Annotated in this window: 24 protein-coding genes; 5 read left to right on the forward strand and 19 right to left on the reverse strand. The window is 43.8% G+C overall.

Features of this window, described 5'->3' with window-relative positions; genetic code table 11:
- Positions 1-108: 108 nt before the first annotated feature.
- The gene (locus tag WA1_RS18955; RefSeq protein ID WP_017741991.1) at positions 109-9,183 is read left to right on the forward strand and encodes a tape measure protein; all 9,075 of its coding nucleotides are present in this window, start codon (positions 109-111) and stop codon (positions 9,181-9,183) included.
- 61 nt (positions 9,184-9,244) lie between these two features.
- Positions 9,245-9,970, forward strand: coding sequence for a GUN4 domain-containing protein (locus WA1_RS18960; protein WP_017741990.1), 726 nt, complete (start codon positions 9,245-9,247; stop codon positions 9,968-9,970).
- A 57-nt stretch (positions 9,971-10,027) separates the two neighbouring features.
- Here the strand turns inward: WA1_RS18960 and WA1_RS18965 are convergent, their stop codons facing one another.
- From WA1_RS18965 to WA1_RS52905, 6 genes are all read right to left on the reverse strand, one after another.
- Positions 10,028-10,906, reverse strand: coding sequence for a PspA/IM30 family protein (locus WA1_RS18965; protein WP_017741989.1), 879 nt, complete (start codon positions 10,904-10,906; stop codon positions 10,028-10,030).
- Positions 10,907-10,929: 23 nt separating this feature from the next.
- Positions 10,930-11,064, reverse strand: a complete 135-nt coding sequence (locus WA1_RS59935) for a hypothetical protein (RefSeq protein ID WP_272819173.1) — start codon at positions 11,062-11,064, stop codon at positions 10,930-10,932.
- A gap of 38 nt (positions 11,065-11,102) precedes the next feature.
- Complete coding sequence (locus WA1_RS18970) at positions 11,103-11,537, reverse strand: PIN-like domain-containing protein (protein ID WP_017741988.1); 435 nt, start codon at positions 11,535-11,537, stop codon at positions 11,103-11,105.
- The gene (locus WA1_RS18975) at positions 11,534-12,232 is read right to left on the reverse strand and encodes a DUF433 domain-containing protein (protein ID WP_017741987.1); all 699 of its coding nucleotides are present in this window, start codon (positions 12,230-12,232) and stop codon (positions 11,534-11,536) included. The genes WA1_RS18970 and WA1_RS18975 overlap by 4 nt, the downstream gene beginning before the upstream one ends.
- Positions 12,233-12,369: 137 nt before the next feature.
- On the reverse strand, positions 12,370-12,504 hold the full coding sequence (locus tag WA1_RS59940) for a hypothetical protein (protein ID WP_272819174.1): 135 nt from the start codon (positions 12,502-12,504) through the stop codon (positions 12,370-12,372).
- Complete coding sequence (locus WA1_RS52905; RefSeq protein ID WP_017741986.1) at positions 12,497-13,015, reverse strand: helix-turn-helix domain-containing protein; 519 nt, start codon at positions 13,013-13,015, stop codon at positions 12,497-12,499. Before WA1_RS52905 ends, WA1_RS59940 begins: the two co-directional genes overlap by 8 nt.
- A 154-nt stretch (positions 13,016-13,169) precedes the next feature.
- Here WA1_RS52905 and WA1_RS18985 point away from each other — a divergent pair, with 154 nt between their 5' ends.
- Both WA1_RS18985 and WA1_RS18990 read left to right on the forward strand, forming a co-directional pair.
- Entirely contained in the window at positions 13,170-13,373 is a 204-nt protein-coding gene (locus WA1_RS18985) for a hypothetical protein (RefSeq protein WP_017741985.1), read from the forward strand.
- Complete coding sequence (locus tag WA1_RS18990) at positions 13,363-13,560, forward strand: hypothetical protein (protein ID WP_017741984.1); 198 nt, start codon at positions 13,363-13,365, stop codon at positions 13,558-13,560. Before WA1_RS18985 ends, WA1_RS18990 begins: the two co-directional genes overlap by 11 nt.
- 60 nt (positions 13,561-13,620) lie before the next feature.
- On the opposite strand, the gene WA1_RS18995 is transcribed toward WA1_RS18990, so the two are convergent.
- From WA1_RS18995 to WA1_RS19015, 5 genes are read right to left on the reverse strand one after another with little or no spacing between them, the layout of a single operon-like run.
- Positions 13,621-14,157, reverse strand: coding sequence for a hypothetical protein (locus WA1_RS18995; protein ID WP_017741983.1), 537 nt, complete (start codon positions 14,155-14,157; stop codon positions 13,621-13,623).
- A 54-nt stretch (positions 14,158-14,211) separates the two neighbouring features.
- On the reverse strand, positions 14,212-14,463 hold the full coding sequence (locus WA1_RS19000) for a hypothetical protein (RefSeq protein WP_017741982.1): 252 nt from the start codon (positions 14,461-14,463) through the stop codon (positions 14,212-14,214).
- 42 nt (positions 14,464-14,505) lie between these two features.
- On the reverse strand, positions 14,506-15,132 hold the full coding sequence (locus WA1_RS19005; protein ID WP_017741981.1) for a hypothetical protein: 627 nt from the start codon (positions 15,130-15,132) through the stop codon (positions 14,506-14,508).
- Positions 15,117-15,923: a hypothetical protein gene (locus WA1_RS19010; RefSeq protein ID WP_017741980.1), complete on the reverse strand. Its 807-nt coding sequence runs from the start codon at positions 15,921-15,923 to the stop codon at positions 15,117-15,119. The genes WA1_RS19005 and WA1_RS19010 overlap by 16 nt, the downstream gene beginning before the upstream one ends.
- A gap of 54 nt (positions 15,924-15,977) precedes the next feature.
- On the reverse strand, positions 15,978-16,445 hold the full coding sequence (locus WA1_RS19015; protein ID WP_017741979.1) for a hypothetical protein: 468 nt from the start codon (positions 16,443-16,445) through the stop codon (positions 15,978-15,980).
- 30 nt (positions 16,446-16,475) lie between these two features.
- On the opposite strand from WA1_RS19015, the gene WA1_RS19020 reads away from it, so the two are divergent.
- The gene (locus WA1_RS19020) at positions 16,476-16,826 is read left to right on the forward strand and encodes a BAR domain-containing protein (RefSeq protein ID WP_017741978.1); all 351 of its coding nucleotides are present in this window, start codon (positions 16,476-16,478) and stop codon (positions 16,824-16,826) included.
- Here WA1_RS19020 and WA1_RS19025 read toward each other — a convergent pair.
- The 8 genes from WA1_RS19025 to WA1_RS19050 all read right to left on the reverse strand — a co-directional run bounded on the left by WA1_RS19025 (position 16,823) and on the right by WA1_RS19050 (position 22,498).
- A complete protein-coding gene (locus tag WA1_RS19025; protein WP_158516657.1) occupies positions 16,823-18,232 on the reverse strand; it encodes a helix-turn-helix domain-containing protein in 1,410 nt (469 codons plus the stop codon). The two genes, WA1_RS19020 and WA1_RS19025, sit on opposite strands and share 4 nt — an antisense overlap.
- 212 nt (positions 18,233-18,444) lie before the next feature.
- Positions 18,445-18,621 (reverse strand): hypothetical protein, encoded by a 177-nt coding sequence (locus WA1_RS57065; RefSeq protein WP_017741976.1) that lies wholly within the window; start codon positions 18,619-18,621, stop codon positions 18,445-18,447.
- Positions 18,618-18,833, reverse strand: a complete 216-nt coding sequence (locus WA1_RS19030) for a hypothetical protein (RefSeq protein WP_017741975.1) — start codon at positions 18,831-18,833, stop codon at positions 18,618-18,620. Before WA1_RS19030 ends, WA1_RS57065 begins: the two co-directional genes overlap by 4 nt.
- Entirely contained in the window at positions 18,830-19,504 is a 675-nt protein-coding gene (locus WA1_RS19035; protein WP_017741974.1) for a hypothetical protein, read from the reverse strand. The genes WA1_RS19030 and WA1_RS19035 overlap by 4 nt, the downstream gene beginning before the upstream one ends.
- Positions 19,485-19,694 (reverse strand): hypothetical protein, encoded by a 210-nt coding sequence (locus WA1_RS55105; protein WP_148662718.1) that lies wholly within the window; start codon positions 19,692-19,694, stop codon positions 19,485-19,487. The genes WA1_RS19035 and WA1_RS55105 overlap by 20 nt, the downstream gene beginning before the upstream one ends.
- Entirely contained in the window at positions 19,645-20,004 is a 360-nt protein-coding gene (locus WA1_RS19040) for a hypothetical protein (protein ID WP_017741973.1), read from the reverse strand. Before WA1_RS19040 ends, WA1_RS55105 begins: the two co-directional genes overlap by 50 nt.
- The gene (locus tag WA1_RS19045; RefSeq protein WP_017741972.1) at positions 20,004-20,237 is read right to left on the reverse strand and encodes a hypothetical protein; all 234 of its coding nucleotides are present in this window, start codon (positions 20,235-20,237) and stop codon (positions 20,004-20,006) included. Before WA1_RS19045 ends, WA1_RS19040 begins: the two co-directional genes overlap by 1 nt.
- Positions 20,234-22,498 carry an anti-CBASS protein Acb1 family protein gene (locus WA1_RS19050; protein WP_017741971.1) on the reverse strand — a complete coding sequence of 755 codons (2,265 nt, stop codon included), beginning with the start codon at positions 22,496-22,498 and terminating at the stop codon, positions 20,234-20,236. Before WA1_RS19050 ends, WA1_RS19045 begins: the two co-directional genes overlap by 4 nt.
- Positions 22,499-22,500 lie beyond the last annotated feature (2 nt).

The following is a 22,500-nucleotide window of genomic DNA, read 5'->3' on the forward strand; positions in this document are numbered from 1 at the left end:
CGGTTGGCTGACATTCGTTTACGAAGGAGGTTAACACTCAGTATTTATACACCACCTGTTTTAGGTGGTGTTTTTGTTATGATGTCGTGTTATTTACACTCTTTTTAGATGAAAAACGTTGCTATCAACGTAAAACTTGGGCTGGACACTGCTGAATTCAGCCGCAAAATTGAGGGGATGGGAAGTAGTTTTAAACCTTTAGAAGTTCCCGTTCGCCTCAAGTCTTTGGGGTTGGATGCGGGTTTCGCCAACGTGAGGGTTAAAGCCGATCTAGACCCCAATACCCTCACTCCTTCACTCACTGCCAGCCTAAAAACCGCCTTTGGTACGGTCACCGCCAAGCTAGGTGATGATATTGGTACATCAGTTAGTAAAGCAGTCAAAGAACTCAAGCCTTCGACTTTTGGTAATTTAATCTCATCAATTACCGCACCGTTCCGACAAGTTGCAACGGGAGCGCTTGAGGGTGTCGGTTTACAACTATCCGCAAAGTTGGGACAAGGTCTTGCCAAGGGTCTCGAACAAAAATTATCCCCCACAATTGGCAGCTTTGATTTACTAGGTGAGGCACTTTTAACAAAAAAAATAGCGCCTTTATTTAATGAATTAAATAAATCTGTTGAGATTAAAAAACTCTTTAATTTAGATGAATCTGCTGAGATTGGAAAAATCTTTAATTCTGCTGTTAAAGAAATTCTTGACGAAAATGATGTCATTATTGCTAGAAATGCTCAAATTTATCAAGATAGAACCCAGGCTATCAAGCAAAAAAAATCGGCTATCAAGGCAGTCGGTCAAGACTTGTCAGATGCAGTTGCTGATAGTGCCAGTGAATCAGTAAAAGCCACTGAAAACGAAAAAGTCCTAAAGAGGGATCTGAGAAATCTCAGGCAAGAGATTTCTCAAAATGAAACAAAAACCAAGCAATTAAAACAGCAAAGAGAAGAGGTGATAGCAAAGGCTCTTGACGCCACATCCTTGCAGTTTAGCGATGCCGTCACTCAAGAGCAAGCTGTCCTGAAAAATGCTAAAATCAATAAAGCTAAAAATTTAGACATAGCAAAACGTGCGCGATCGCAAGGAGATTTTGAAAAAGAAAAAGAACATTTGGCGAGAGCTTCACGTGATGAGATGCGAATCAAGCAGTACGTTGGCAATATTACGAATTTAACCGGAGAGGAACTGCTAGATAGACCCAGGAAAAGATTGCCGCCAAAACAGCGAGAACAGATTCGGTTGGACTCTCAATCTCAAGAAATGCGCCTTGAAACCGAAATTGGAGAGTTAGGGCGATATTCCAGAGCACAGAGAAAGCAGTTGTCTTCTTTAGAAAATCAGGTTGGTAAAGCTAAAAATAGGGGCAAGGATAGAATATTAGCTGCATTAAAAACACTAGAAGGCTTGGGAGTTAACGTAAAAGAAGTTTTATTTTACGACACGCAAATAGATACTTTAACAGATAAATTGAGTGCAAGCACCACTGAGTTAAATCAACAGATCCAGCAGCAACAGCATGAAATTAAAACTGCTAGAAAAAATATAGTTAAGTTAAAGCAGAAAGCGCGAGAGGGTTTGGAACAAAGCAATAAACCGTTAGCTCAAAAAGCACTTAGTTTAATTCAAGCAAACAAAAATGTAGTCGTTACAGCTAAAGAAAATATAAAATTATTAGAGAAAGAAAAAAAAGCGCGTCAGTCCACTACGGCTGATAGCATTGCGGATAGCAATCAAGAAATCATAAAAGAAAGTGCAAGAGTCGTTGCGGCAACTTCTGCAAGCAATAAATCCTTAGAAGTCATTGAACTAGAAATACTTACAAAGTCACAAGATAACCTGAGAAATGTAAAGCAGTCTGTTGATGTCAATTTAGCAGAAATTAAAAACTTACAGAAAGCTTCCGAGAAAACCTCACCTCTCTATACTGAGCTAGATAGCTCAAAAATTAACGAATTAAAAGATAGAAGAAATGAGTTAAAAGCCAAAATAGAGCAAAATCAAAAACTTTTAACTTCTCAGCCACTAGCAGGCGAACAATACACAACTATTAACAATTCGATTAGTGAAGATTTAGAAGAAGTTGGCAAACTTGACGAACAATTAAAATCCGTAGATTTAGCTCAACAAATTCAGGAAGCTAAGCTAAGACGAGAAAAACTTAAAAGAATTATACTTAAAGCTCAAGCTAGGGAGTCGCTTTCTAAAGTAAAGGGAGACTACAAACAGTCAGCTAGATTCTCAAATTTAGTTGATACTTTGCAAGCTCAGCTACAGGAGACGGAAGCAATTATTAAAAAAGCTACCTCATCCGATCAATACGACGCGTTTTTAAACGAATCAATTAAATCCGCTCAAGCTAGAAAGCAAAGGGTAGAGAAAAGTGTTGCCCAGCAAAGTCAACGAAACGCTTCTAGAATTGCGGAGTTAAAGTCTAGCGCTTTTAATGCGCCACAGCAGTTGACGACAAAAGCAGAAACTCAAGCTCAAGTTGCTCATTCCGACAAAGCGAAGGAGATTTACGAGCGTATAGGAGCGCGGGTTTTAAAAACTTCTGAGAGCTTGTCGGGGACTAAAATAACAGGCAAGTTACCCCCTCTAATTCCTGACGACTTAAAAGCTGGTTCTTATGGCAGTTACACCCCCGATGAAAACTCCATTAGGGTCAGTAAAGAAGTTTACGGTGCTTTACGAAAAGGAGACCTTACTCATGAAATTACTGAGGCTCTGGTACACGAGTTGAGGCACGCGCTTCAGTTCGGTCTTGGGGAAAGTCCCGAAGGTACCGCTATCAAAAATTTAATAGAACCCACCACGCAAGAGCAAGATCGTTTATCAGATAGAATTAAGAATTCAGTTGCCAATTCTGGCGCTTCAGATGAGAGAAAAGGGCAAATACTGGCTTTAGAAAAAGACGCTTATACTTTTGCCGATCGCTACACTCAAGAGATATATAATCACGTTCGTGGTATTTCCGAGCCTCAAAATATAAAATCTTTAAAAGGCAAGTTTACTGAGAAGCAAAAGGAGTTTAAAGTTGCATACCGTCAAGCTCAAGAACAGTTAGAGGAAAGTTTAACAGCAGAAAACAAAGCAGCTTTAGAGCAGTTAACTAAAGTCCAACTAAAAGCAATTGCTAAATCATCAGGCGTTAAAGGTTACTCCCAAGAAAATATTGCCGATCTTAGAGAACTATTATTAAAAAAAGTTAAAGCTGAAGAACTATCATTTAAAATTCCAACTTTCTCAAAAGTCGATCCAAAAGTACAGCAAGACGTTGCGGAACTACTGCAATTTGCACCCAATGAATTAAAGCAAAACGTTAGAGAACTATCGCAATACCTCAGCCAAACCACAAAGCAAGCTGGTAAAACGGGGGATGTTCAAGCCTTAAGACAGGTACTAGACGGCATATCGGATGCAAGAAAAATTTATGCTTCAGCTTTAGCGCAGGATTTGGACAAGGAGACACGCGGTTTACTCCAAGCTGCGATCGCGACTTTGGGCAAGCAACGAATAGCCGCTCAAAACAGGCTTACTCCCTTAAGTGCTCAAGAACTAAATCCAACAGCAACACAACTAGGCGCTCAACCTCAATCTCAACAAATTACGCTGTATGGATTTAGAAACAACTCTATAGATCGCGAACTAAAAACCCTACGCCAGCGCCTCCAGCAACGCTCCTCAGTTATTAAAGGTCAAGCTGCACCAAATTTCAATGAAGTCAACAATTTAATCAACCGCGTCACCAATGCTGCCAAGGACGTTGATGCGGGCATTGATAACTTAATTCGCCAAGTCAACCAACAAGTCTCCCAGCAATTGATCGGTACTGACACTGCACTGAAACGGTTAGCTGCTATTGCCAAGCTCGCTGAAACCAGACAAAAGCAACGAGCACAACTAATTACCAAAAACGCCGAGGAAGCTTTTAAACGTTCTCAGCAAGCCCTCAAAGAGCTAGAAACTCAAACCAACCAACGAGTTGCTGAAATTGAAGCAAGGGGTAGGTATAAAGAACAACAGCGCTCGTCACAGATGCGGGAACGCCTTAACCGTTACGGTATTGAGCAAACTGCACCAGTGGACATCGTTGAACAAGCTCCTCAGCGTCAACCGTTTAGCGTTGCTAAATTCGCCAACAGAGTCAGATCTGAATTCCAAGAATTTAGGGTATCTGGAGCCAAGAAGCAAGCGGAGGCGCTCGGTCAACAGGCAAAAGCTATTCTCGTAGATCTAGATTCTCAAATTGCAATTGGCAAGGCATCGGCGGCTGAAGCCAAAGTAGTACAAAAAGCGATCGCGGAGAACGAGAAGCACCTTGTGCAAATCCTCAACACTATCAAGCGAGCCAAAGCAGGCAAGGAACCCGCACTCACCCCCGGAGATTTACAAAGATTATCGGGTCAAGCGGGTCAACTGGGGCAAATAGTTGATGCTGACAAAACACGGTTAGCGGAACTCGCGCCGCAAGTGGAAAAAGGGAAGCGACTGCAGCCAGTTGCCCAACAGTTAAAAGCGTCAAGTGAAGGCGCTGCGGGCATCGCGGGACAGAAAAATCTTAGCAAGAAAGATGTTGAAAACCTTACTGAATTCAATTTTCAGACTCGCGAAACTCTCAAACTTTTGGGTCAAAATCCTAAGAATAATTTCTTTGGCGATCTGAGCTTGGGAATGCCCAAACTAGCCAAGCAAGCTTTTGAATTAGTGAAAGGGTTTTTGGCGTTTCAAGGGCTTAGTTTTATAACTCAACAGCTGCAACAAGTCGCAGTTCAGGCGTACCAAACTTCTAAAAGATTCGAGGCTTTACAAAAATCACTGCAATTTACCAGTGGCAGTGAATTTGAAGGAGCTAAAAATTTAGAATTCATTCGCAAAGAAGTAGACCGCTTGTCAGCGCCATTAGAAACCTCAGTTAAAGGCTTCACTGGATTGGCGGCAGCAGCACGGGGAACGTCTATAGAGGGAGCTGGGGTCAGAAAAATATTCACTGCTATCACCCAAGCGTCTCGCGTTTACAACCTCACTGCCGAGCAAACCGAAGGTGCTTTATTGGCAGTACAGCAAATGATTAGCAAAGGTTCTGTCCAAGCTGAAGAGCTGCGCTGTTACGATCGCCACACCGAGGTTTTAACTTGTAGGGGATGGGTTCGATGGGATGAGATATCTAAAGAAGATTCATTTGCTAGTAAAAATTTAGAAACTGGGGAAATTGAGTACCAACAACCAATTCGGACTGTGAGATATCGATATAAGGGATTGATGCTTCGCGTCAATTCAAATCATATTGACTTATTGGTAACTCCCGACCACCGAATGGTTGTGAGAACTGCTAAAGACCAAAAGTTTGAAATAGTTAAAGCTAGAAATTTAGTAAAAACCGAATCGTATTTTTATTCAACTGGTTTCGATACCGATGAAGAAGCGCTGGTCGATTCGTCAAATTTAGAGTGGGTTGAATTTGATGATGAAGTATTCTGCATGGAGGTTCCGTTTACCACGCTTTATGTTCGCAGAGCCGGAAAGCCATGCTGGAGCGGGAATTCACAATTTGGTGAGCGTATCCCTGGCGCAGTTCAAGTGTTTGCGAGAGGAATCGGAGTTTCAACCGCAGAACTCAATAAGATGCTGGAAGGGGGCAAGGTAGGCTTGGACGACCTACTCAAGGCGATGGATCAGCTTTACAAAGAAACTGCTGATGGTGTCGTTGGCGCTGTTGGAACCAGTGCCGCAGCCGAACAACGCTTGGCGAATTCTTTCGCTAATTTGAACAAAAGCATTGGTGACGCACTACAACCAGCCGCGATCGCAATCTTTAATACCCTCTCCACTTCACTAGACTTCGCTCAAAAGAATGCAACCCTCGCCAAAGCCGCTTTCGCGACACTGGCGTTGAGCTTGACCATCGCTATGTTGCCCAGCGTCATCGCTCTTGGCGCAGCTCTCACGACATTCGCCACTGTAACTTTACCTGCGGTTACCGCAGCGACACTCGCGGCAGTTGCTGCCAATCCATTTCTTATCGCTTCGCTAGTGGCTTTAGCAGCAACTTTTGTGCTTGCTGAGGAAGGAGCAAAAGCTTTGTCCCAGGCTATCACAGGGATATCCGAGGCACAGATCAAGCAAGCGGACGCTGATGCTTCACTCGATTTTAAATACAACGCATCACTCAAGCAACTTCAGCAACAAATTCCACTCACAAAAGAGCAAGTTGACGAACTGACAAAGGGACTTGACGACCAAGCAAAACGTGGTGTAACTGCCGCCAGTACCGCCGAAGTACTCAAAAACCAATTACTGAAACTACAGACTCAAGCAGAAGCTACAGCCAAAGCTCAAGCCGAACTCAATAAATCGGTCGCTGATAGTGCGATCGCATTTAAAAAAGCTAAAGGTGAGGCAGAACTCAAAAAACTGGGCAAGGAATTATCACTTGCTCAAGCCCGTGCTCGTGGCAGCATTGGTGAAGATGCGGGCAAGGATAAAGAATATGAAATAGAACAGACAAGTAACTTGGAACTCTCTTCACTTTATGCAAATAGAATTGCAATTATTAAAAGCCATTTGGCTGAGTCAGAACGACTACAAAAACTGGGCAGAAAGGGGTTAGAAGCTAAGCAAGAAAAAGAGTATCGTGACGATTTGCTATCAACTCAAAAAGAGTACGACCAAGCGCAAATTAGTTTAAATAAAACCGAAGACGAGCGCAAAAAAGTTATTAGAGAACGACGTTTAAAAGATTTTGAAGAATCTGAGTCAATCCTTGACTCTCAACGCAAACAGGGACTAATCAACGAGCAGCAAGCTATTGAAAAAAGACTCGCGATCGCAACCCAAAAAACAGATGAAGAATTGCGGATGATTCAAGATAGGCGCTCAAAATTAAATCCAAATGACAAAGAGGGACTGGAAGCTTTGGCAGTTGAAGAAGCAGCAGTATACGCCAAACTCGCCGATGCGCGTAAAGCGAGGTACGACGGGCAGTTTAGCCAGGTGAAAGATGCGACAGATCGCGCCAACGCCTATCTTGAAGCCCAACGGAAGCGCGGACTAACCAGCGAACAAGAAGCAGCAGTGCAGTCAGTCGCGATCGCAACTCAATCAGCCAATGCCCAGCAAATGCTTGTCAAGCAGCGACTTGCGGAAGTTCCCAAAACCGACACCACCACTCGCGACCAACTGTTAGTACAGGAGCAACAAGCGTTGGCTTCAGTAAGTGACGCTCAAAAATCCGCATTTGACTCGCAGATTAACGCAACTAAAGCCCACGGCGATCGCCTTCGTACTATTGCCCAAGCCAACCGCGATCGGGGACTGACTGACGAGAGGGAAACGGCGAACGCATTGGCACAAGCGCAAATAACCCAAGCCCAGCAAGAATTAGATTTAATACAGCAAAGGCGCTCTCAGTTAAATGCTGCGGATAAAGCGGGATTGGAGCAATTACAAGCACAAGAAAGTGAGGCGTTAGCCAGTATCACTAAGGCTCAAAAGCAGGCGTTTGATTCTCAGTTGGGTGATATCAAGGCTGATTCTGAAAAACGGTTGGCAATATTGGTGGGCGATCGCGCTCGCGGATTGATAACTGAATCCCAGTTCAACGAACAGCAGTACCAGGAGAAGGAAGCAGCACTTGATGAAGAATTAGCACTGGTCGAGCAACGGCGCTCTCAAATAGCGGCGACTGACATTGAGGGACAATTAGAAGTTGAGGCGAAGGAAGCTGAAATTTATCAGCGTCGAATTGATAATCAAAAAGCTTTCTTGGACGCTCAACTGCATCAGTTGGAGCGGGAACAACAAAAAGCTAGGGATGCTGTTACCCAATCGGCTACCGAGAGGGAAATTGAGCTACAAAAACTCATCAACGCCCGCGTTCTCAATGAAGAAGAAGCGCGAGTGGCAACTACCAACCTCGCCCGCAAAGGGATTGAAGATGATATCAGGCTGGAAGAAAAAAAGTTAGCTAGACTTCTTGCCCTACCGAAGTACGATGACCCAGTAGCGGAGGATGAACGTCAAGCCAAAATCCGCGCTTCTAAACTCCAAACATCAAAGCTACAGTTACAACTGCTGCAGAATGAAAAGCAACAGCAAGAGGCGGTATACGCAGCTTATGCAAAATCGGTAGAGCGCATCACCCAAGCCATCACTAACCGCGCTACGGCTACAACTCAGGCTCTTGATAAAGAATTACTGTTAAATTCAGCACTGGAAAAATCGCTCAATCGCCAGAATCAGTTATTGGAAGCCAAGAAGGGGCTGTACACTGCTCTCAACAACTACATTCAATCTGAATTCCAAATCCTAGAGGATACCGCTAAAAACGATCGCGAAAAGAAAGTTGTCAAAGAAACAGCCGCACAAGCCAAATTGGACGCGGCTAGACAGCAAGTAGAGTTAGATCGCCAATCCCTCGAGCTGCAAATTCAACAAAACGAACAGGCGCAACTGAGGCTGGAAATTGAAAACCAAATTGCCCAGGTAAGAAATCAGGCTGAAATAGCCAAGGCAGAAGCAAAGATAGCTACAGTTGCGAGAACCCCGAACGCAACTCCAGAAGATAAAATAGCCGCACAACTGGAACTGGATGCTGCATTAATGGAACGCGAGGGGCTTCTGATGAATGAATCAATGCTCGCTCAAGGACGTGCTACCAATGACCGAGTTAATCAAATGAAAAGGAATACTCTTGAGTACGAGGCGGGGGCGCAAATCTCCCGTGTTGAGTATGAAAAAGCGAACGCCATAGCCAATCCTAGAGAACGAAGGAAAGCACTCAGGGAGTTAAACAAGCGTGCGAGAATGCGGGTTACTGGTACTGACGGTAGCGATTACATCTCTCGTCTTAAGGACTACAATGCCGCAACTCGTGGTGAAGCTCAAACACCCCTACAAGCTTACATGGCGTCGGAAGTTGGTCGCAGGGTTAACCCTCAACTGCCAACGACACAGCTAATTGCAAGCACTCCCGTTTTCAGTAAGGCGGTTAGTGACTTTGGGACAGCTGTAGGAGAATTGACCAAACTCATCAAAGAAAAACTGAGTACGCCCGCGACCGTATCAGTCACCAGTCCAATCAACAACTACTTTAACAATCAAAACCAGCAGGGGGCGGCGGGTCAAGTCACCCAGCAAATTCGCCAGAGTTTGAGGGATTTGGGGTTAGAGTTGCAAAGAGCGATTTAGTTATCTGCGGAAAATCCGCAGATAGTTCGGTCTCTCGTTTTAATAGCAGATATTAGGGGCTATGAAACAATTTTTTATTGGTGCAGTTGTCACAGCGATCGCAGTAGCAATATGGCTGTGGTTGAGACAAAAAGAACGGGGTGAAAAGCGCGAACGTAAAGCACCTCCCGTACCCAACTTTACTGAAATTAACCCAAAAGGAATTCGGGTTGAGTCGCGTACCTTAGAGCGCTCAACTCGACCGAGAGAAGACCGCCAAGTTCCGAAGCCAAAGGCAACGAGCACTGACTTGCCGCGCCCAATTTCACAAGCAAAACCGGAGTTGACCGCAACATTACGAGAACTTTTAGCGGATGGGAAGTGGGAAGAAGCAGACCGAGAAACACTTGGAATTATGCTCAAAGTAGCGAATCGGGAAAAAGACGGTTGGTTGGATGTAGAGTCAATTCAAAATTTTCCCCAAAAAGACTTGCACGCCATCGATCGGCTTTGGATGGATTTTTCTGACGGTCGTTTTGGCTTTAGCGTTCAAAGGGATATATGGCAAAGTGTTGGCGGAAACCTTGAAGCTGGCGACAAAATTTACAAAGCTTTCAGCGAGAAGGTGGGTTGGCGCGTGCAGAAAGAGTGGCTGCAAGTTAATGAATTGACCTTTGACCTTTCGTCTCCAGTTGGGCATTTACCCGGTCTCGCTGTTAGGTTGGGTGGTTTAAGTTGGGGTGTTGATGGTTTTTGGTGGGAAAAGAGAAGCGCCTACGTGTTTTTGGTATCCCAGAAAGATTGGTAATTGTTGGGGGTTCTAAATTTAAACCATCTGCGGATTTTCCGCAGACAGCGATCGGGACTAAAGTTGATCTAATTGTCGGCGTAGCGATTCCAGTTCAGTGTCTATAACTTCATCATTCCCGGTCTTTGTGTTGGGAGTTGTTGACTGCTGTGGGAGTGTTTGCTGAGCTAGTGAAGCACCAGGAAGGGTCATTTGTGCTTTCAAAGCAGCTAATTCATCATCAACATCGACACTGGGTTCCAGTTCCGCAAACCGAGCTTCTAGATCGGCACCAGCTAGCTCAGCAGCTGACTGGGCGCGGGCTTCCTGCATCAAAACCTTTTCTTCCATGCGCTCAAAAGCAGCCATTGCACTGCTGGTATTCATGCCGCGCACCATGCCTTGGAGTTGTTCTTGAGCTTTGGCTGCAGTAACCCGTGCTTTGAGCATTTCTTTCTTGGTTTTTGCCTCAGAAATTTTGCTTTCTAGCTGGATTAGGTTACGCTTGAGTGACTCTACTTGGGTAGTTTGCTGCTCTAAGCTAGCTTTGAGGGCTCCTGAGGATTCGTTAAAAATCTTTTTCCGCTCAAGTGCTTGTCTTGCCAAGGTTTCATCACCTTTTTGCAAGGCAAGTTGGGCATTACGGTGCCACTTGTTGACTTCGTTTTGAGCGTCATTGTACTGCTTCTCAGTACGTTTTTGGGCAGCGACGGCTTGAGAAACGCCCTGACGCTGCTGTACTAAGTCTTCCTGCATTTCCAGGATAGCTTGTTCTAAAAGTTTTTCTGGATCTGCGTCTTGTTGCAAGAGTTGATTGAAACCAGCAATACCAAGACTCGTTACGCCTTCCGTAGCCGCCAGCCCCAGAGAAATGGCTTTTTTTGCGTCCATTTCACGCTTTGCGTAGTTCACTTCTGCTTTGACGAGTCGGTTAATTCGGTTAAATAGCAATCCCATAGTGATACCCGGACGTTCGTTTGTTACACCCAAGCTAAATTTGTCATATTAAATACTAAAAATGGTAAATCCACACTGAAGAAAGCGTGAAGTGATTGCGATCGCTTGCGCTGACTATGACCCCAATCCTGCGTGGCTCCACGCAGGAGGTTGTTCACTGGTGTGAAGTTCCTTCAAGAAACACATAGGAGGTGGCTTAATAAAACTGCTTCAATTCTTCTTCTAAACTCTCACCGTCTTTCCACATATCAATATGTCCATCACGAAAGAGTTTGGCAATGAATGGAGCGGGATGCTTCCGAACAAATTCCTGCATGGGTACAATAGCTTTTAGAAAAGCTTCAATCATTTGGTCTCCCGTCATGCTTTGGGAAGCAAGGACAATCATCTTAACTTTGGCACTAAAAACAGCAAATTTTTCTGAGGTGTGTTTGCCAATCTTGGCATCTTTGGTTAAGACCACCCATCCTCTTTTACCAACTTCTGGCAACCAGTCTACGTCTTGAGCGCCTTTGTGAAAGTGCTCGTCATGAACTTCAATTGAGAGACCTGAGTTGCGAAGCGTTTCTACAACACGCTTGCTCCCCAGGCATCTATCTACGAAAAAGACAATTGACTGGTATTGACTCATGCAGCTAGCAACTCGTAGCGAATAGCTTCCTCGATCGCTAGACGATCTATTTGATAATCATAAGCGAGTTCATCAATTGAATCGCCTGCTTCATATCGCTCTGTCAAAACGTCCGTAGCAATTCCTGTTCCAGCAATGACAAGGCGACCAAAAGCAATTCGCGGGTCGATGACGACAATCCGGGGGTTGTCTTCCTCATGAGAGCGAGTAAAGGGGTAAAGTTTGATAGCTAGCCCCGTGTCATCGGGTTCAATTCGTTCGAGGTGAGCATTAAGGGCATCTCTCATTTCCTCTTGTCCGCTTTTTGAAGCGTTAATCAAGGAACCGTAACGCTCGATAAATAGGTCAACACCATCAGTGCGAAATATTTCACGAGCCAAAGGGTGAGACACTTGAAATTGCTCTTCAATAAAATCAAGAGCGGAGCGCACCTTGTATAGATCGATTTTGTGCTGCTTGCGGATTGCTCGAAGGACATGAACCTCAATGAGATTGGTAAAAGAAAGGAGTCGGGGTCTGCCATTGCGGATTGGAATAAGGGGTTTGAAAAAATTAGATCCCGAAACAATCGGGTAACGCCGCCCTACTGTCCACGAACGAATTGTACCTCTTGGAATGCGTAGGTAGTGAGCAGCATCACTAATGGAATAACTCGGAATGTTTCTAGGATCTATTCCTCCATAAAGGTCTGTCATAAGCGCGGCTGCCAGAAGGGGGTACTTTCATTATTAAACATATCGCCGCGATCGCTGTTCTCTTGGCATCAGTCTTTACGTGAAATTTACTCCATGCAGCTAAATTGCATCTGAAGTGCAACAGACAGCGAACGAGTCTAAGCATCCCCTCCCAGTAAAGCCGTTGCGATCGCGTATGCAAAGTAAATACAAGGAGTAACGGGTAACTGCGATCGCTCCTTCAAAGACACCGAGGGCAGGGGGGAAAGGTTGACGGGTGAGAGGTTAAGCACTTTCTTTGCCGTCCCTTTCACCAATTTCTTCTTCAATTAGATCGGTGGGTTGGCACTCAAGCAATTCACAGAGCTTTGCGACTCTAACAAACATCTCCATCCCTTTGCCTCTCTCCCAATTTCGGATGGTGGATGGATCGACGCCAATTAAATCCGCTAATTGCTTTTGAGTCAATCCGGTTTTTTCTCTTAATTTAGCGATCCCTTTGCGAGGTGAGTCAGGCGCATTCATTGGTGGATTAAAGGCTCGAATTAGCGCCAATTCAATCTTCCTAAGCAAGCTCATCTCGACCTTTAGGTAAGAAATTTTTACACCCTCAAGTTGCATCAGCGCTTCTAGCTTGTGGTGATTGCTCCACCTATGCTTTAAGTTTTCGGATTTGCCTACGTACAAAACCGACTGGTTTTTATCCAGAACAAGATAAACACAAGGCTCATTTGGCAATAGTGTTCTATCCTCAAGAGCCACAGAATCCAGCCTCTCAACACAAACGTTTTCTAGATCAAGCATAACTTTTTAGCTATAACCCGTAATATATAACGCTAGAATTTTAATTATTATAGCTAAAATTTTCTTGACAACGCTAAAAAGCTACGAACTTGAGTGATAGCATCACTTCACCAAGATTTCCGAAACCTGTCCTGACCCTTGTACGGTTCAATATATGAAACAATCTACAAAAAACGCCTTAAATCGCGCATACGTTTCGTTGCAACGAATAGTTAATGAGTTGTACCGCGAAGTCGATAAAGCGGTAGACAATGGGGATTATGCCGATGTTAGTTTACTTGAGGCGAGAGCCGAAAGACTTTTTGAAGAAGCGGAGGCTATCATTGTTGTAATTGCGGAGCAAGAAAATGGACGCTGAACAAATAAAATCTTTGTCAAAAACTGCCTCCACCCTGAGTGGACAAGCGATCGCCTTGATTGAAAAAGGTCAGTACGTAGAAGGTCATCGCTTAATGCGTCAAGCTGTAGAAGCTGGAAGAAAATGTCGTCAGTTAATCCAAGAGCCAGAAATTGAACGAGCTTTAGCTCAGCTTGAACAAGCTTGATTGGTAGGCTAGGGCATTAACGAACTATCTCGGAAAATTACCGAGATAGTTCACCTATCGCTAGGTGTTGCTCACGCCCTGTTGCTGCTTCAACCTAGCTATTTCTGCTTTCAGTTTCTCAACTTCTCCCTCGGATTCGGTGTCTGGTACTTGCGTGGCTTGCACGTCTAGCACGGAGGTGGAAGCGCTTCCTTCTGTCTCATTCTCGTCGCTAGGTAGTAGAGGCATTCTTAAATACTCGTTGATTATCCTTAACCCTTCCTCTTGTTCGGCGATCGCAGCCTCGTCACCCTTGGCTTTAGCTTCCTCTAGCTTTTGCAAACGATAACAACGTCCGCACCCCAAAATAAGGTCGCTGATTTCTTCTGGCTCTACCGAGGGGTGCCACAAATAAAAATTTTCATCCTCATTACTTTTAACGATAATGTCGTCGGTAATTGTCGGAACGAGGACTTTTTTAATGGTTTTGGCGGACTTGCTTAATAGATCTACGTCTGCCAAATCCCCCAAGCATTCGGTTAAACCTCGAAAGTAGATTTTACTAACTGGTTCAACTTTGTGTTTTTTGCCCCGAACTTCAATATATTGCGTACTCATAATTAACTCCTAATTTTAAATAAATCTATCTGCGGAAATTCCGCACCCTCAATTTCAACTTCCAAACCCTCGTTTTGACAAATTCTTGAAAAAGTGATGAAGAAAATTTTCATTTTGTTCGAGAAATTGCACGCCTTCCTCCTCGCTTATATCCTCATCTCCCAGAGCTTTGGATAGTTGCAGCATTGCATAAGCTCCCATATAGTAAGCTTTCTTCATTTCGTTGACTTGGACTGCGGAGGCGTTGTGGGGAATGACTTTTTTGCGAAAATCCAGCCATTCCTGTTCTATAGTTCTAATTTTCATGCTCAAAACAAAAATCAAAGACAGTAATCAACATAACTATTTTCAACCAATCCCCAATGCCTGCAGATAAGTCTGTTGATTCTCTCGCTTCCACTCTTCAAAGCGCTGATTGAGGTATTCAGTCAACCTTTCTTGTGGATCGCGCCTCAACTCATTTAACTGCCCAATAATGGCATTAATCGTTTGAGCGTCAAACGTTGACCAAATCCGCCAAGCTCCCTCGATAGACTCATCCAAATTAATCAAAGAAGCAAAGATATCTGCATCCGGTAATCCACTAGACTCTATGGAAATATCCGCAGGCGTCAAAGGCTCGCCCTCTTTTTTGGGTGGCTTAGTCTTAACAGTGAACGAATGAAGTTCCAGTACTTCACAGGGTTTAATTTCCCCGGCTACAATTTGACCCAAGAACAGAGATTCTGCCCTCTCGATCGCCAACTTCCGCACGTCAAACCCAAAAGTTCCGGGCTTGTCAACCCGTGGCATCAATGCAGCAATCCGTTCGATAACAGACCAACTGCGATCGCTAACCCTAAAATTATCTTGCTGCCAGCATTGATGGAGGTATCCTAACAGTGACTCCAGTGCGGATAAATGACTTCGCGGAACGGGACCGGCGATCGCGAAGTCATCACCCAGATCGATAATTAAGGCTAAGCGTGCTGACATTTACGAGCTTGTCCGAGGTATTTGATTTCGATTGGCAGGCAACCGGCACCGTTATAAACGACGCGGAAACTGACTTGCATTGTGGCTTCGGTGAAGTTAATTTCTCCATCGCCTGGAACGATAACTTCACGGAATCCAACCGAGACTATTCGCAAATCGTTTTGGACAAACACAAGATTCATTTTGAAGCGGTTAAATGCGGCTTCGGACAAATACAAGCCATCGGTGATGGTGACGGGAATTCGCCAGCTGACATACTTGCCGATCAGATCATCGCTGAACTTCATTGCTCCGTTAAGACCGACTGCGAACGATAGCGTTGGAGACCCGGTAGAGAAAGTCGCAAAAGTCCCCTGCGTTAATGGAACACTAATTCCATCTTCATCTAAATAGGAAGCTATAGCACCTTCAATGTCGGCTGTAATCCCAAAGCCCTCATACCCGGTCGTCGCCGCTGGGTAACTGGTTCCTTCGACCTTAAACCCATTACGAGCAACAAAAGACGACATGCTCGCTTCTGTAGCCATTTTCAATCCCATCTTCATCCCCAAGATTTCGGGAGTCTTTTTGGGGAATGTCAAATTGACTACTGGGTTTTGCGACTTGGGATATACATCCACGATTTGCATAACGCCCAAAGGAGTGGAAGCCATCACTTCTTCGAGTTCAATTCCGGGGTCGTAGGATACTTCTGAAGCGTTGGGGATAACAAGAATGCGTCCTGGGGTTTCAAGGTCTTCAAGAACTACGTCCGTGTTCTGCTTGATGCCGTTATAGAGTTGGTTAGCCATGTGTAAAGTAAAACAGTTTCACACAGTTTTAACACGCATCTAGGTAGTTTGCCCTTAGTATTTTTTCAACACCTCGTCAAGAGCCTCGCTGACCTCTCCCTGGATAATAAATTCCATCTCAATAAGGTCATTGTCGTCAACAAATAGCACCCCTTCCGGTGCTGGTCCTTTCTCCTGAAATTTCATTTCCACCAGTCCGGCGTAGAATTTTTCAGACCATACCCGCAAACCAGAATCGTCAATTTTGACGTTCTGGGTGTAGTCCTCGAACATTGCCCCAGTGTCAATACCAAACAGCGATCCTTCGGTGATGATAGTGCCGTTGCGCTTCCTTCTTCCTAAACTAGCGGGAGCATAGGGTGTTTCTTGGGCGGCTCTAAGGTATCTAGCGCGAGTTTTAGTACGGTAGTACTGGTAGAACCGCCTGTAAATGTCTAGGATGCCAAGCTTGCGGACTTCCTTGAGTCGCTTGGCAAATTTCTGCAAATTTGTGGTATCTACGTATATTGGATACTCTTTCATTTTTCATCTGCGGAAATTCCGCACCCCCTCATGAGTCTATTGCCAGATATGCTAGCAATTGCCGTTCCCCTTCATATCCGCCGTATCAAACAAAGAGGGGACATCAAAAGTAATTGGGATTTTTACCAACAGCGACTCAATGAGTTTACGAATCGCACTTTAGATGAACCCAGCTTTTCAGAAGCCATATTATTCAAAATTGAGAAGAAACCGGGACTATCAGCACAAGCGTTCAATCTCTTAGCTGAAGTATTAGCAATTATGGCGTTCCTTCCGGGTGGGGTGCGGATTTTTGATATGGAATTTGATGCAGAAAGAATACCTGTTGCGATCGCGAAGCGTAACGAAGTTATCGTCCCCGATTTTGAGGGTATTGGCTAAAAAGGCATAGCAGCTTTCTTCAGTACACTGAATATCATCTGCTCGTCCTCACTTTTCAAACCTAATTTAGTCCTAGTTTCTTCAAAATCTTGTACCTCAAGAAAAATAGAAACGTATTGAGTCACAAGAAGCTTTAGTTCTTGACTAATATTCAACTCTTCTAACTCAAACAACACTTGAGCTAATTCTTCAGATTCGGGTACTTCGTTATTTTGATGATAATCTAACGCATCATTGTACTCGCTACCAGGTTGCAAATGCTTTTTAATAAAATGAAAAGCTTTGACAACGTAAAGCATAATACTCCCACCCGCGTCATTGTAAATCCGAGCACAACAAGTTGAACTGAAAAGGTGTTGATAGTAATCCGCTTTTTCAAGCGAACCAGAGGGCTGGTATCCTTTAGGAACAAACTCATTCTTAAAAAATCTTTGCGATTGCTCGTCTAATAGTTGTAAAGCGAACTCTTCAGCGTAGTATCGTGTCTTTGAATCATGCTTTAAAATTGAATAAAAAATATTATAAACTCGTTGTGCGATCGCGTTAAGTAAACTCCTGTGACAGTCTGTCTCTCTCCGCCCGTAAAGCTTTTTAATTCTTTGCAGCATGATTGACTGATAAGTTCTTGCTAATTCTTGTTTGGGCGTAAGGGGCTGACTGCGAGACGCTTGCAAACATTGTTTTTTGAACACCCCAATGGATATCCGCACCGCATTCCTAGCAGCAACAATCAAGCATGATTTAGTGAAGCCATCAATATTGCAAAGTTCCAAATAAATTTCATAAAAGATTTGTCCCGTATAGTACAAGAATTCCGCCTTCAACTCCAACGGCACCTCAAAGCACGGATATTGCAGTCGATACCAATTCATGCCGTTAATCATCGGTTTGTCGCTAGAGCAGTTGTAAAGAATTCCTTTATCAGTCACTTCAGAGTTTAGCAACCTCGAAGCATCTTTGGCTGACTCGTAGACAACGCCCGTATCTAGTCGCACAATGACGGCATCTCTCGGTCTGGGGCGACTTGCGATCGGCAAAACTCTTTCTACAACTTTCTTGTTTCTGATAACTTTACGAACACGACTGGTTTTGATGCCAAGGAGAAGACTTGCATTTTCCGCCGCAAAATCTTCAAAATCTTTGCGGCACACAAATGTTCTATTGCCGCGCCAAGTCGCCCCTTCTCGTCTCAAAACTTTTAAATCGTGATGGCGAATCCAAGATCGGACACGCTCGTAAGATATCCCCAAAGTTTTAGCTAAATCCGTTGGAGTCCACATTCCAATTGACGCTTTTGAAGAAACACCTTTACTTTTGGCGGTTCTCGTGATTACAGACTGCACTTGCTTGCGTTTACAACCCGGATATTGTCTGATGAATTCATCAATTAATTCTTGTGGTGGCAATCTTTGAAGTCTAGACTCTACCCAATCATATTGCTCTTTAGTAAAAACACCTCTCGCTTTACACGAGCAGCTTAAAGAGCAAAATTCTGATTTTGATTTAGGGATAAACTCACTTGAACAAAATTTACAAATTCGCATTGCTACTTGTCATTTTTTGATACTATGAAAAGCGCAATATATTAACGCAGAATCGCTCCACAAGGGCGATTTTTCTATCTGCCTTTACCAAAAAGTTCTTCCTCTTCTCTCGTTACTATAAACGCTGCTTCAAGGTACTTAAGTTGAGAGCCGTACTTCCATTGCTCGCCAATTGGGGCTTGCGATCGCTCTTTGTACAATGCTCGGTACAATGCCGCTATCTTTTTGCTAGATAGGTCTAAGATGTTCATTCAATCTCCTTTATCAACGCCACAGTTTGAATATTTGGGTAACTAGGATGAGCCATCAACCTATCGCTGTAGGGGCATTCAAAATCACAATCTTCCGTACCCGCAAGCAAGCAACCTTCACCCGGCATAAACCCGCAGTCAAATTCTTCCTCGTCTTCAAGGAATTCGTCTTCATCGTCTTCATCGTCATCCCAAGGGTAATAATAAGTCACGATCCTGCGATCGCCTCCTCCAAAGTCAAAAACTGTAGGCGGCAATGACAACGAGTACCGCAATCGCACGCCTGAGTGGGAAATATCACTTCATCAATTAACACGATACCCCTAGCAGCGTACTGAGGGCATTGAGAGCAATGTTCCGCGATACCCAGCAACCGTTTTGCATGAGTGTATCCTACTCTGATTGCTGCTACCTTCTCCCCTCGGAAAAACGATACCTTGGCAGCTTCAGCATAGAGATCGACTCTTGCCTTAAACTGCGCTCTTGTTATTGTCCCTTGAGTTAGTTCAACTGCAAAATTTCTCAAATAATCGTATTGATTCTTAAGTTCTCTTCCTATCTCTAAATAGTCGGATTTTTTAAGAGCTTTTTGACCGCCCACGCCTAACAAGTACTCTTGGGTGTGGAGAATTTTGAGAACTTCTGCTGTTTGTTCTTGCCAACTTCTTAAAGTGATTTTATTGTCAAGCAGTAATTGAGCAATTTGACCCAAATCTTGCTTGACATTTTCAATGCGTTTTTGGGTCAAAGTGTAAACAGCTTCTTTGGAAATAAAACGCCCTGTGGTTTTATTTCTGTAGCGGTTGGTTCCCTTTTCCCACTGAAATAATGGATTGTCGGTAGCGGCATCAAATGTCAGCATTTTACCACAAACCTTTTTCATCGAAGGGGTCTATATATCCTTGCGAATCATCGGCTTTTCCAAAGACGATAACAAGATATCCGATGCAAAAACTGTATCCATGGCGATCGCTTTGCATCCACTTCCATCCCCGTACAAATCCAAAAACATCTAAAGCGGAGTCAGGATTCCAGATCGCTTGAATTCCCCAGTGGAATTTTGAATTTTTCATCTAAGATATCCGTTTTTGACAAAGTTGGGTATAAACTATATAACGCGGTTGCAACATTATCATGCTTGTCTATTTTGATTACAAAGCTATCTTTTTCCATCCACTTTAAAATTTGATAAACTTGTCTTAGATGAATTCCTGTAGCTATTGAGATTTCTTGCGCTCTAGCAAGTGTATTAGCTTTTATCAGAAATTGCCCTACGCGCTTATAATTGTCGCTGCGCTCAATGCTCAAAGCAATAGTTAAGGCTAAGATAACAGCTAACTCCACAATACTGATAGCAGAAAGCAGTGAAACAGTTTCGTTCATCAATAGACCCTCGTGAAAAACTTTTCTTGCACCTTCGCTGCGATCGCCTTATTTTCTTCATCAGATCGAGAACGGAGTTTATCAAGAAGCTTATCTCTAAAAGCTTTCAATGACGGGAGGTTTGGGCAATATTCAGGATTTAAACAATCGTTTAAATATCCTCCTAAAAAGAACTCTTGCTCTAAAGTCAAAGAGTTAATGAATTTTTGGAAATCCATTTGAAATGTTTTCATAAAACCTCTGCATCTAGCAAATTACTGTAAACGTTGGGGGCGACTTGCTTCCAGTTAGTTATAGCGGCAGCGATGTCCTCGTCATCGATAGTAGCGATCACGTCAAACTCTTCTTCAGATAATACATCGCCACTGATGGTCAGAAAATCCGCAACGTCAGTTCGCATCGCCTTGAGTTCGTCAATACCAATCTCCTTGATTCCACCAAAAAATTCCAATGGCATAGCGGATAAATAAATTTCCTTCGCTTCTTTAATATTATCAACACCAATGACCATTTTTTCTTCATCAAATTCACCATTGACTAATTGTTCAACGGCAAAAATTTTGGATGACTCTAACTTAACCCCAATGTATACGTCCACAGCCATCCCGTCAGCACCTTTTGTTTTTTGAAAAAATCCGTACCCAGATTTTAGGACTTTGCCGTGCCTCTCTTGGAAGGGGAAATATTGAACCCCTATTTTAAAACCTTGCCACTCTAAAATCTTTTGTGCTCTGGTAGCATCATCAGATTTCAAGTTTTTTCGTCTTAAAGTCCAGTCGTCACAAACGTAGTCGCGCTTAACCTCAAAATCAAACTTGTCACAGTTTAGCCACCCCGTACCGTCGCTATTGCCAGAATAACTGTACTGACAGTTAACACATTTACTATCGCCACTAGCTTTGCGGTAGTTCGGTGCATCGTCCTCGCTATCTGTATTGGGTGCAAAACTAAAGTAAAGGTTCGCCCAGTAAGTTGGAGAGTGCGGATTTTCCGCAGATAGATTCGTGTTCACATCGCTTGGTGAAAACGTCACCAACTGTACATAACCATTTTTGGTGGCAAGGACGTAATAGCGATCGCCTACCTTGTAAGGCTTGTTGGGGGCATATAGTTTACCCTTGTACCGAACCCGCCCGCCCGTTTTTTCAAGGTCAGCCAACCTCAGTGCATCAAATCTGTCGGCTCTTGCTTGTAAAGTAATCTCAGTTCGGAAGCTGTCACCCTCATGCCTAGTCCTAGCTTCCTCTTGGGAGTACACCCCATCTTCAATGTTGATCTTGTCAGCTTCAGCGTAAACCTTGAATATATCCGCTTTTTCTTTGGGCGATTCGGTGTACAGTGGATGCCAAAGAAAGCCATAGGAAGTGGGAGCGGATTTCACTTCATCTTCCTGTAGCAAATAAGAATTGAGCGCGTCAATGTTATCGCTGAACTTATCCTGTTGACCTTCCTCTACCAAATCATTGAGATAGCGCTGTTCGCCGGTTATCTTACCACTGGCATCCAGCCCAGCAGCGAACTCACCAAACAGCACCGAACCAGGTAAACCACTGGCAGCGACCAACTCCGACTTTAGGCGATCGGCAACGTCACCCACTCCACTAAAGTTACGCGATAAAATTTCTAGTTTCTCTTTGGAAAGATCTGCTGCGTAACCCTTGTAAAGACTCTTACTAGTTTGATTGATTTGCAATCGGTTTTTAAGCTTTTCTTCAGCTTCTTTACCACCCTGCCACAGTTTTTCAAATAATCCGTCCATGTAGTGGACGAAAATGTTAAAGTCTATCAATCCTCTAGATATTGCGGCATAGCTGGTAAAAAACCTTTCCCAAACGTCAATAAACGGTTCTAAAACTGACGCTTCACACCCCGCATTACGAGACTTTTGTGTATCTGGTAAATCGTTTCCTATAAAAGGTAGAACTCTAGTTTTGTGAACTTTATTTTTGAAATTAAGGCTATTAGGAAGAATGATTTTGTTACTACTGATACTTGTAGCTAAGGTATAGTATTCTGGATCTAACCGTTCGTAAGCTGTTGTTCCTTCAGGGTACAATTTGTATCTATCGAGCACAATTAGCTTTTTGATTTTCGCGATTCTACTCTCTTCTACTGGCTGACTGTAGTCCTCAGTCTCATCATCAACCAACATCAATATATTGCATTGTCCATATAAATTCGCCCAATATTGAGCTTTTTTGAATTTCTTGCGAACTTGCAATTGCTTGTGACGGTTGTGAACATATTCTATCAAACTAGGGTCATTTTTATCCCCACCAAGAGTAAAGGTTCCCCATTTCCTCGTCATCAGTCGGGGCATGATTTCTACAACTCTACGACAAGCCCAGGACGAGGTATAGTAAGCATCTAAAGTTTCCTGACCGTAGACGCCACTTAGGTTTCGGACTTTCGTTGCTTCGTGCGGGTCACGGCGGCGATCGCCAAGCCCGATGACAGCATTTTCTAAAGGGGATACATCAAAATTCTGTTGCACAG

It is taken from the genome of Scytonema hofmannii PCC 7110, assembly GCF_000346485.2.
GTDB lineage: Bacteria > Cyanobacteriota > Cyanobacteriia > Cyanobacteriales > Nostocaceae > Scytonema > Scytonema hofmannii.

Bases quoted from the DNA above. Each gene is read 5' to 3' on its own strand.
- WA1_RS52905 (WP_017741986.1), bottom strand. From the start codon at position 13,015: ATGCTTGATCTAGAAAACGTTTGTGTTGAGAGGCTGGATTCTGTGGCT.
- WA1_RS18985 (WP_017741985.1), top strand. From the start codon at position 13,170: ATGAAACAATCTACAAAAAACGCCTTAAATCGCGCATACGTTTCGTTG.
- WA1_RS18960 (WP_017741990.1), top strand. From the start codon at position 9,245: ATGAAACAATTTTTTATTGGTGCAGTTGTCACAGCGATCGCAGTAGCA.
- WA1_RS19020 (WP_017741978.1), top strand. From the start codon at position 16,476: ATGAGTCTATTGCCAGATATGCTAGCAATTGCCGTTCCCCTTCATATC.
- WA1_RS19005 (WP_017741981.1), bottom strand. From the start codon at position 15,132: ATGTCAGCACGCTTAGCCTTAATTATCGATCTGGGTGATGACTTCGCG.
- WA1_RS19015 (WP_017741979.1), bottom strand. From the start codon at position 16,445: ATGAAAGAGTATCCAATATACGTAGATACCACAAATTTGCAGAAATTT.
- WA1_RS57065 (WP_017741976.1), bottom strand. From the start codon at position 18,621: ATGAACATCTTAGACCTATCTAGCAAAAAGATAGCGGCATTGTACCGA.
- WA1_RS19035 (WP_017741974.1), bottom strand. From the start codon at position 19,504: ATGAAAAAGGTTTGTGGTAAAATGCTGACATTTGATGCCGCTACCGAC.
- WA1_RS18965 (WP_017741989.1), bottom strand. From the start codon at position 10,906: ATGGGATTGCTATTTAACCGAATTAACCGACTCGTCAAAGCAGAAGTG.
- WA1_RS19000 (WP_017741982.1), bottom strand. From the start codon at position 14,463: ATGAAAATTAGAACTATAGAACAGGAATGGCTGGATTTTCGCAAAAAA.
- WA1_RS18955 (WP_017741991.1), top strand. From the start codon at position 109: ATGAAAAACGTTGCTATCAACGTAAAACTTGGGCTGGACACTGCTGAA.
- WA1_RS19010 (WP_017741980.1), bottom strand. From the start codon at position 15,923: ATGGCTAACCAACTCTATAACGGCATCAAGCAGAACACGGACGTAGTT.
- WA1_RS18975 (WP_017741987.1), bottom strand. From the start codon at position 12,232: ATGACAGACCTTTATGGAGGAATAGATCCTAGAAACATTCCGAGTTAT.
- WA1_RS19040 (WP_017741973.1), bottom strand. From the start codon at position 20,004: ATGAACGAAACTGTTTCACTGCTTTCTGCTATCAGTATTGTGGAGTTA.
- WA1_RS18995 (WP_017741983.1), bottom strand. From the start codon at position 14,157: ATGAGTACGCAATATATTGAAGTTCGGGGCAAAAAACACAAAGTTGAA.
- WA1_RS18970 (WP_017741988.1), bottom strand. From the start codon at position 11,537: ATGAGTCAATACCAGTCAATTGTCTTTTTCGTAGATAGATGCCTGGGG.
- WA1_RS55105 (WP_148662718.1), bottom strand. From the start codon at position 19,694: ATGAAAAATTCAAAATTCCACTGGGGAATTCAAGCGATCTGGAATCCT.
- WA1_RS19045 (WP_017741972.1), bottom strand. From the start codon at position 20,237: ATGAAAACATTTCAAATGGATTTCCAAAAATTCATTAACTCTTTGACT.
- WA1_RS18990 (WP_017741984.1), top strand. From the start codon at position 13,363: ATGGACGCTGAACAAATAAAATCTTTGTCAAAAACTGCCTCCACCCTG.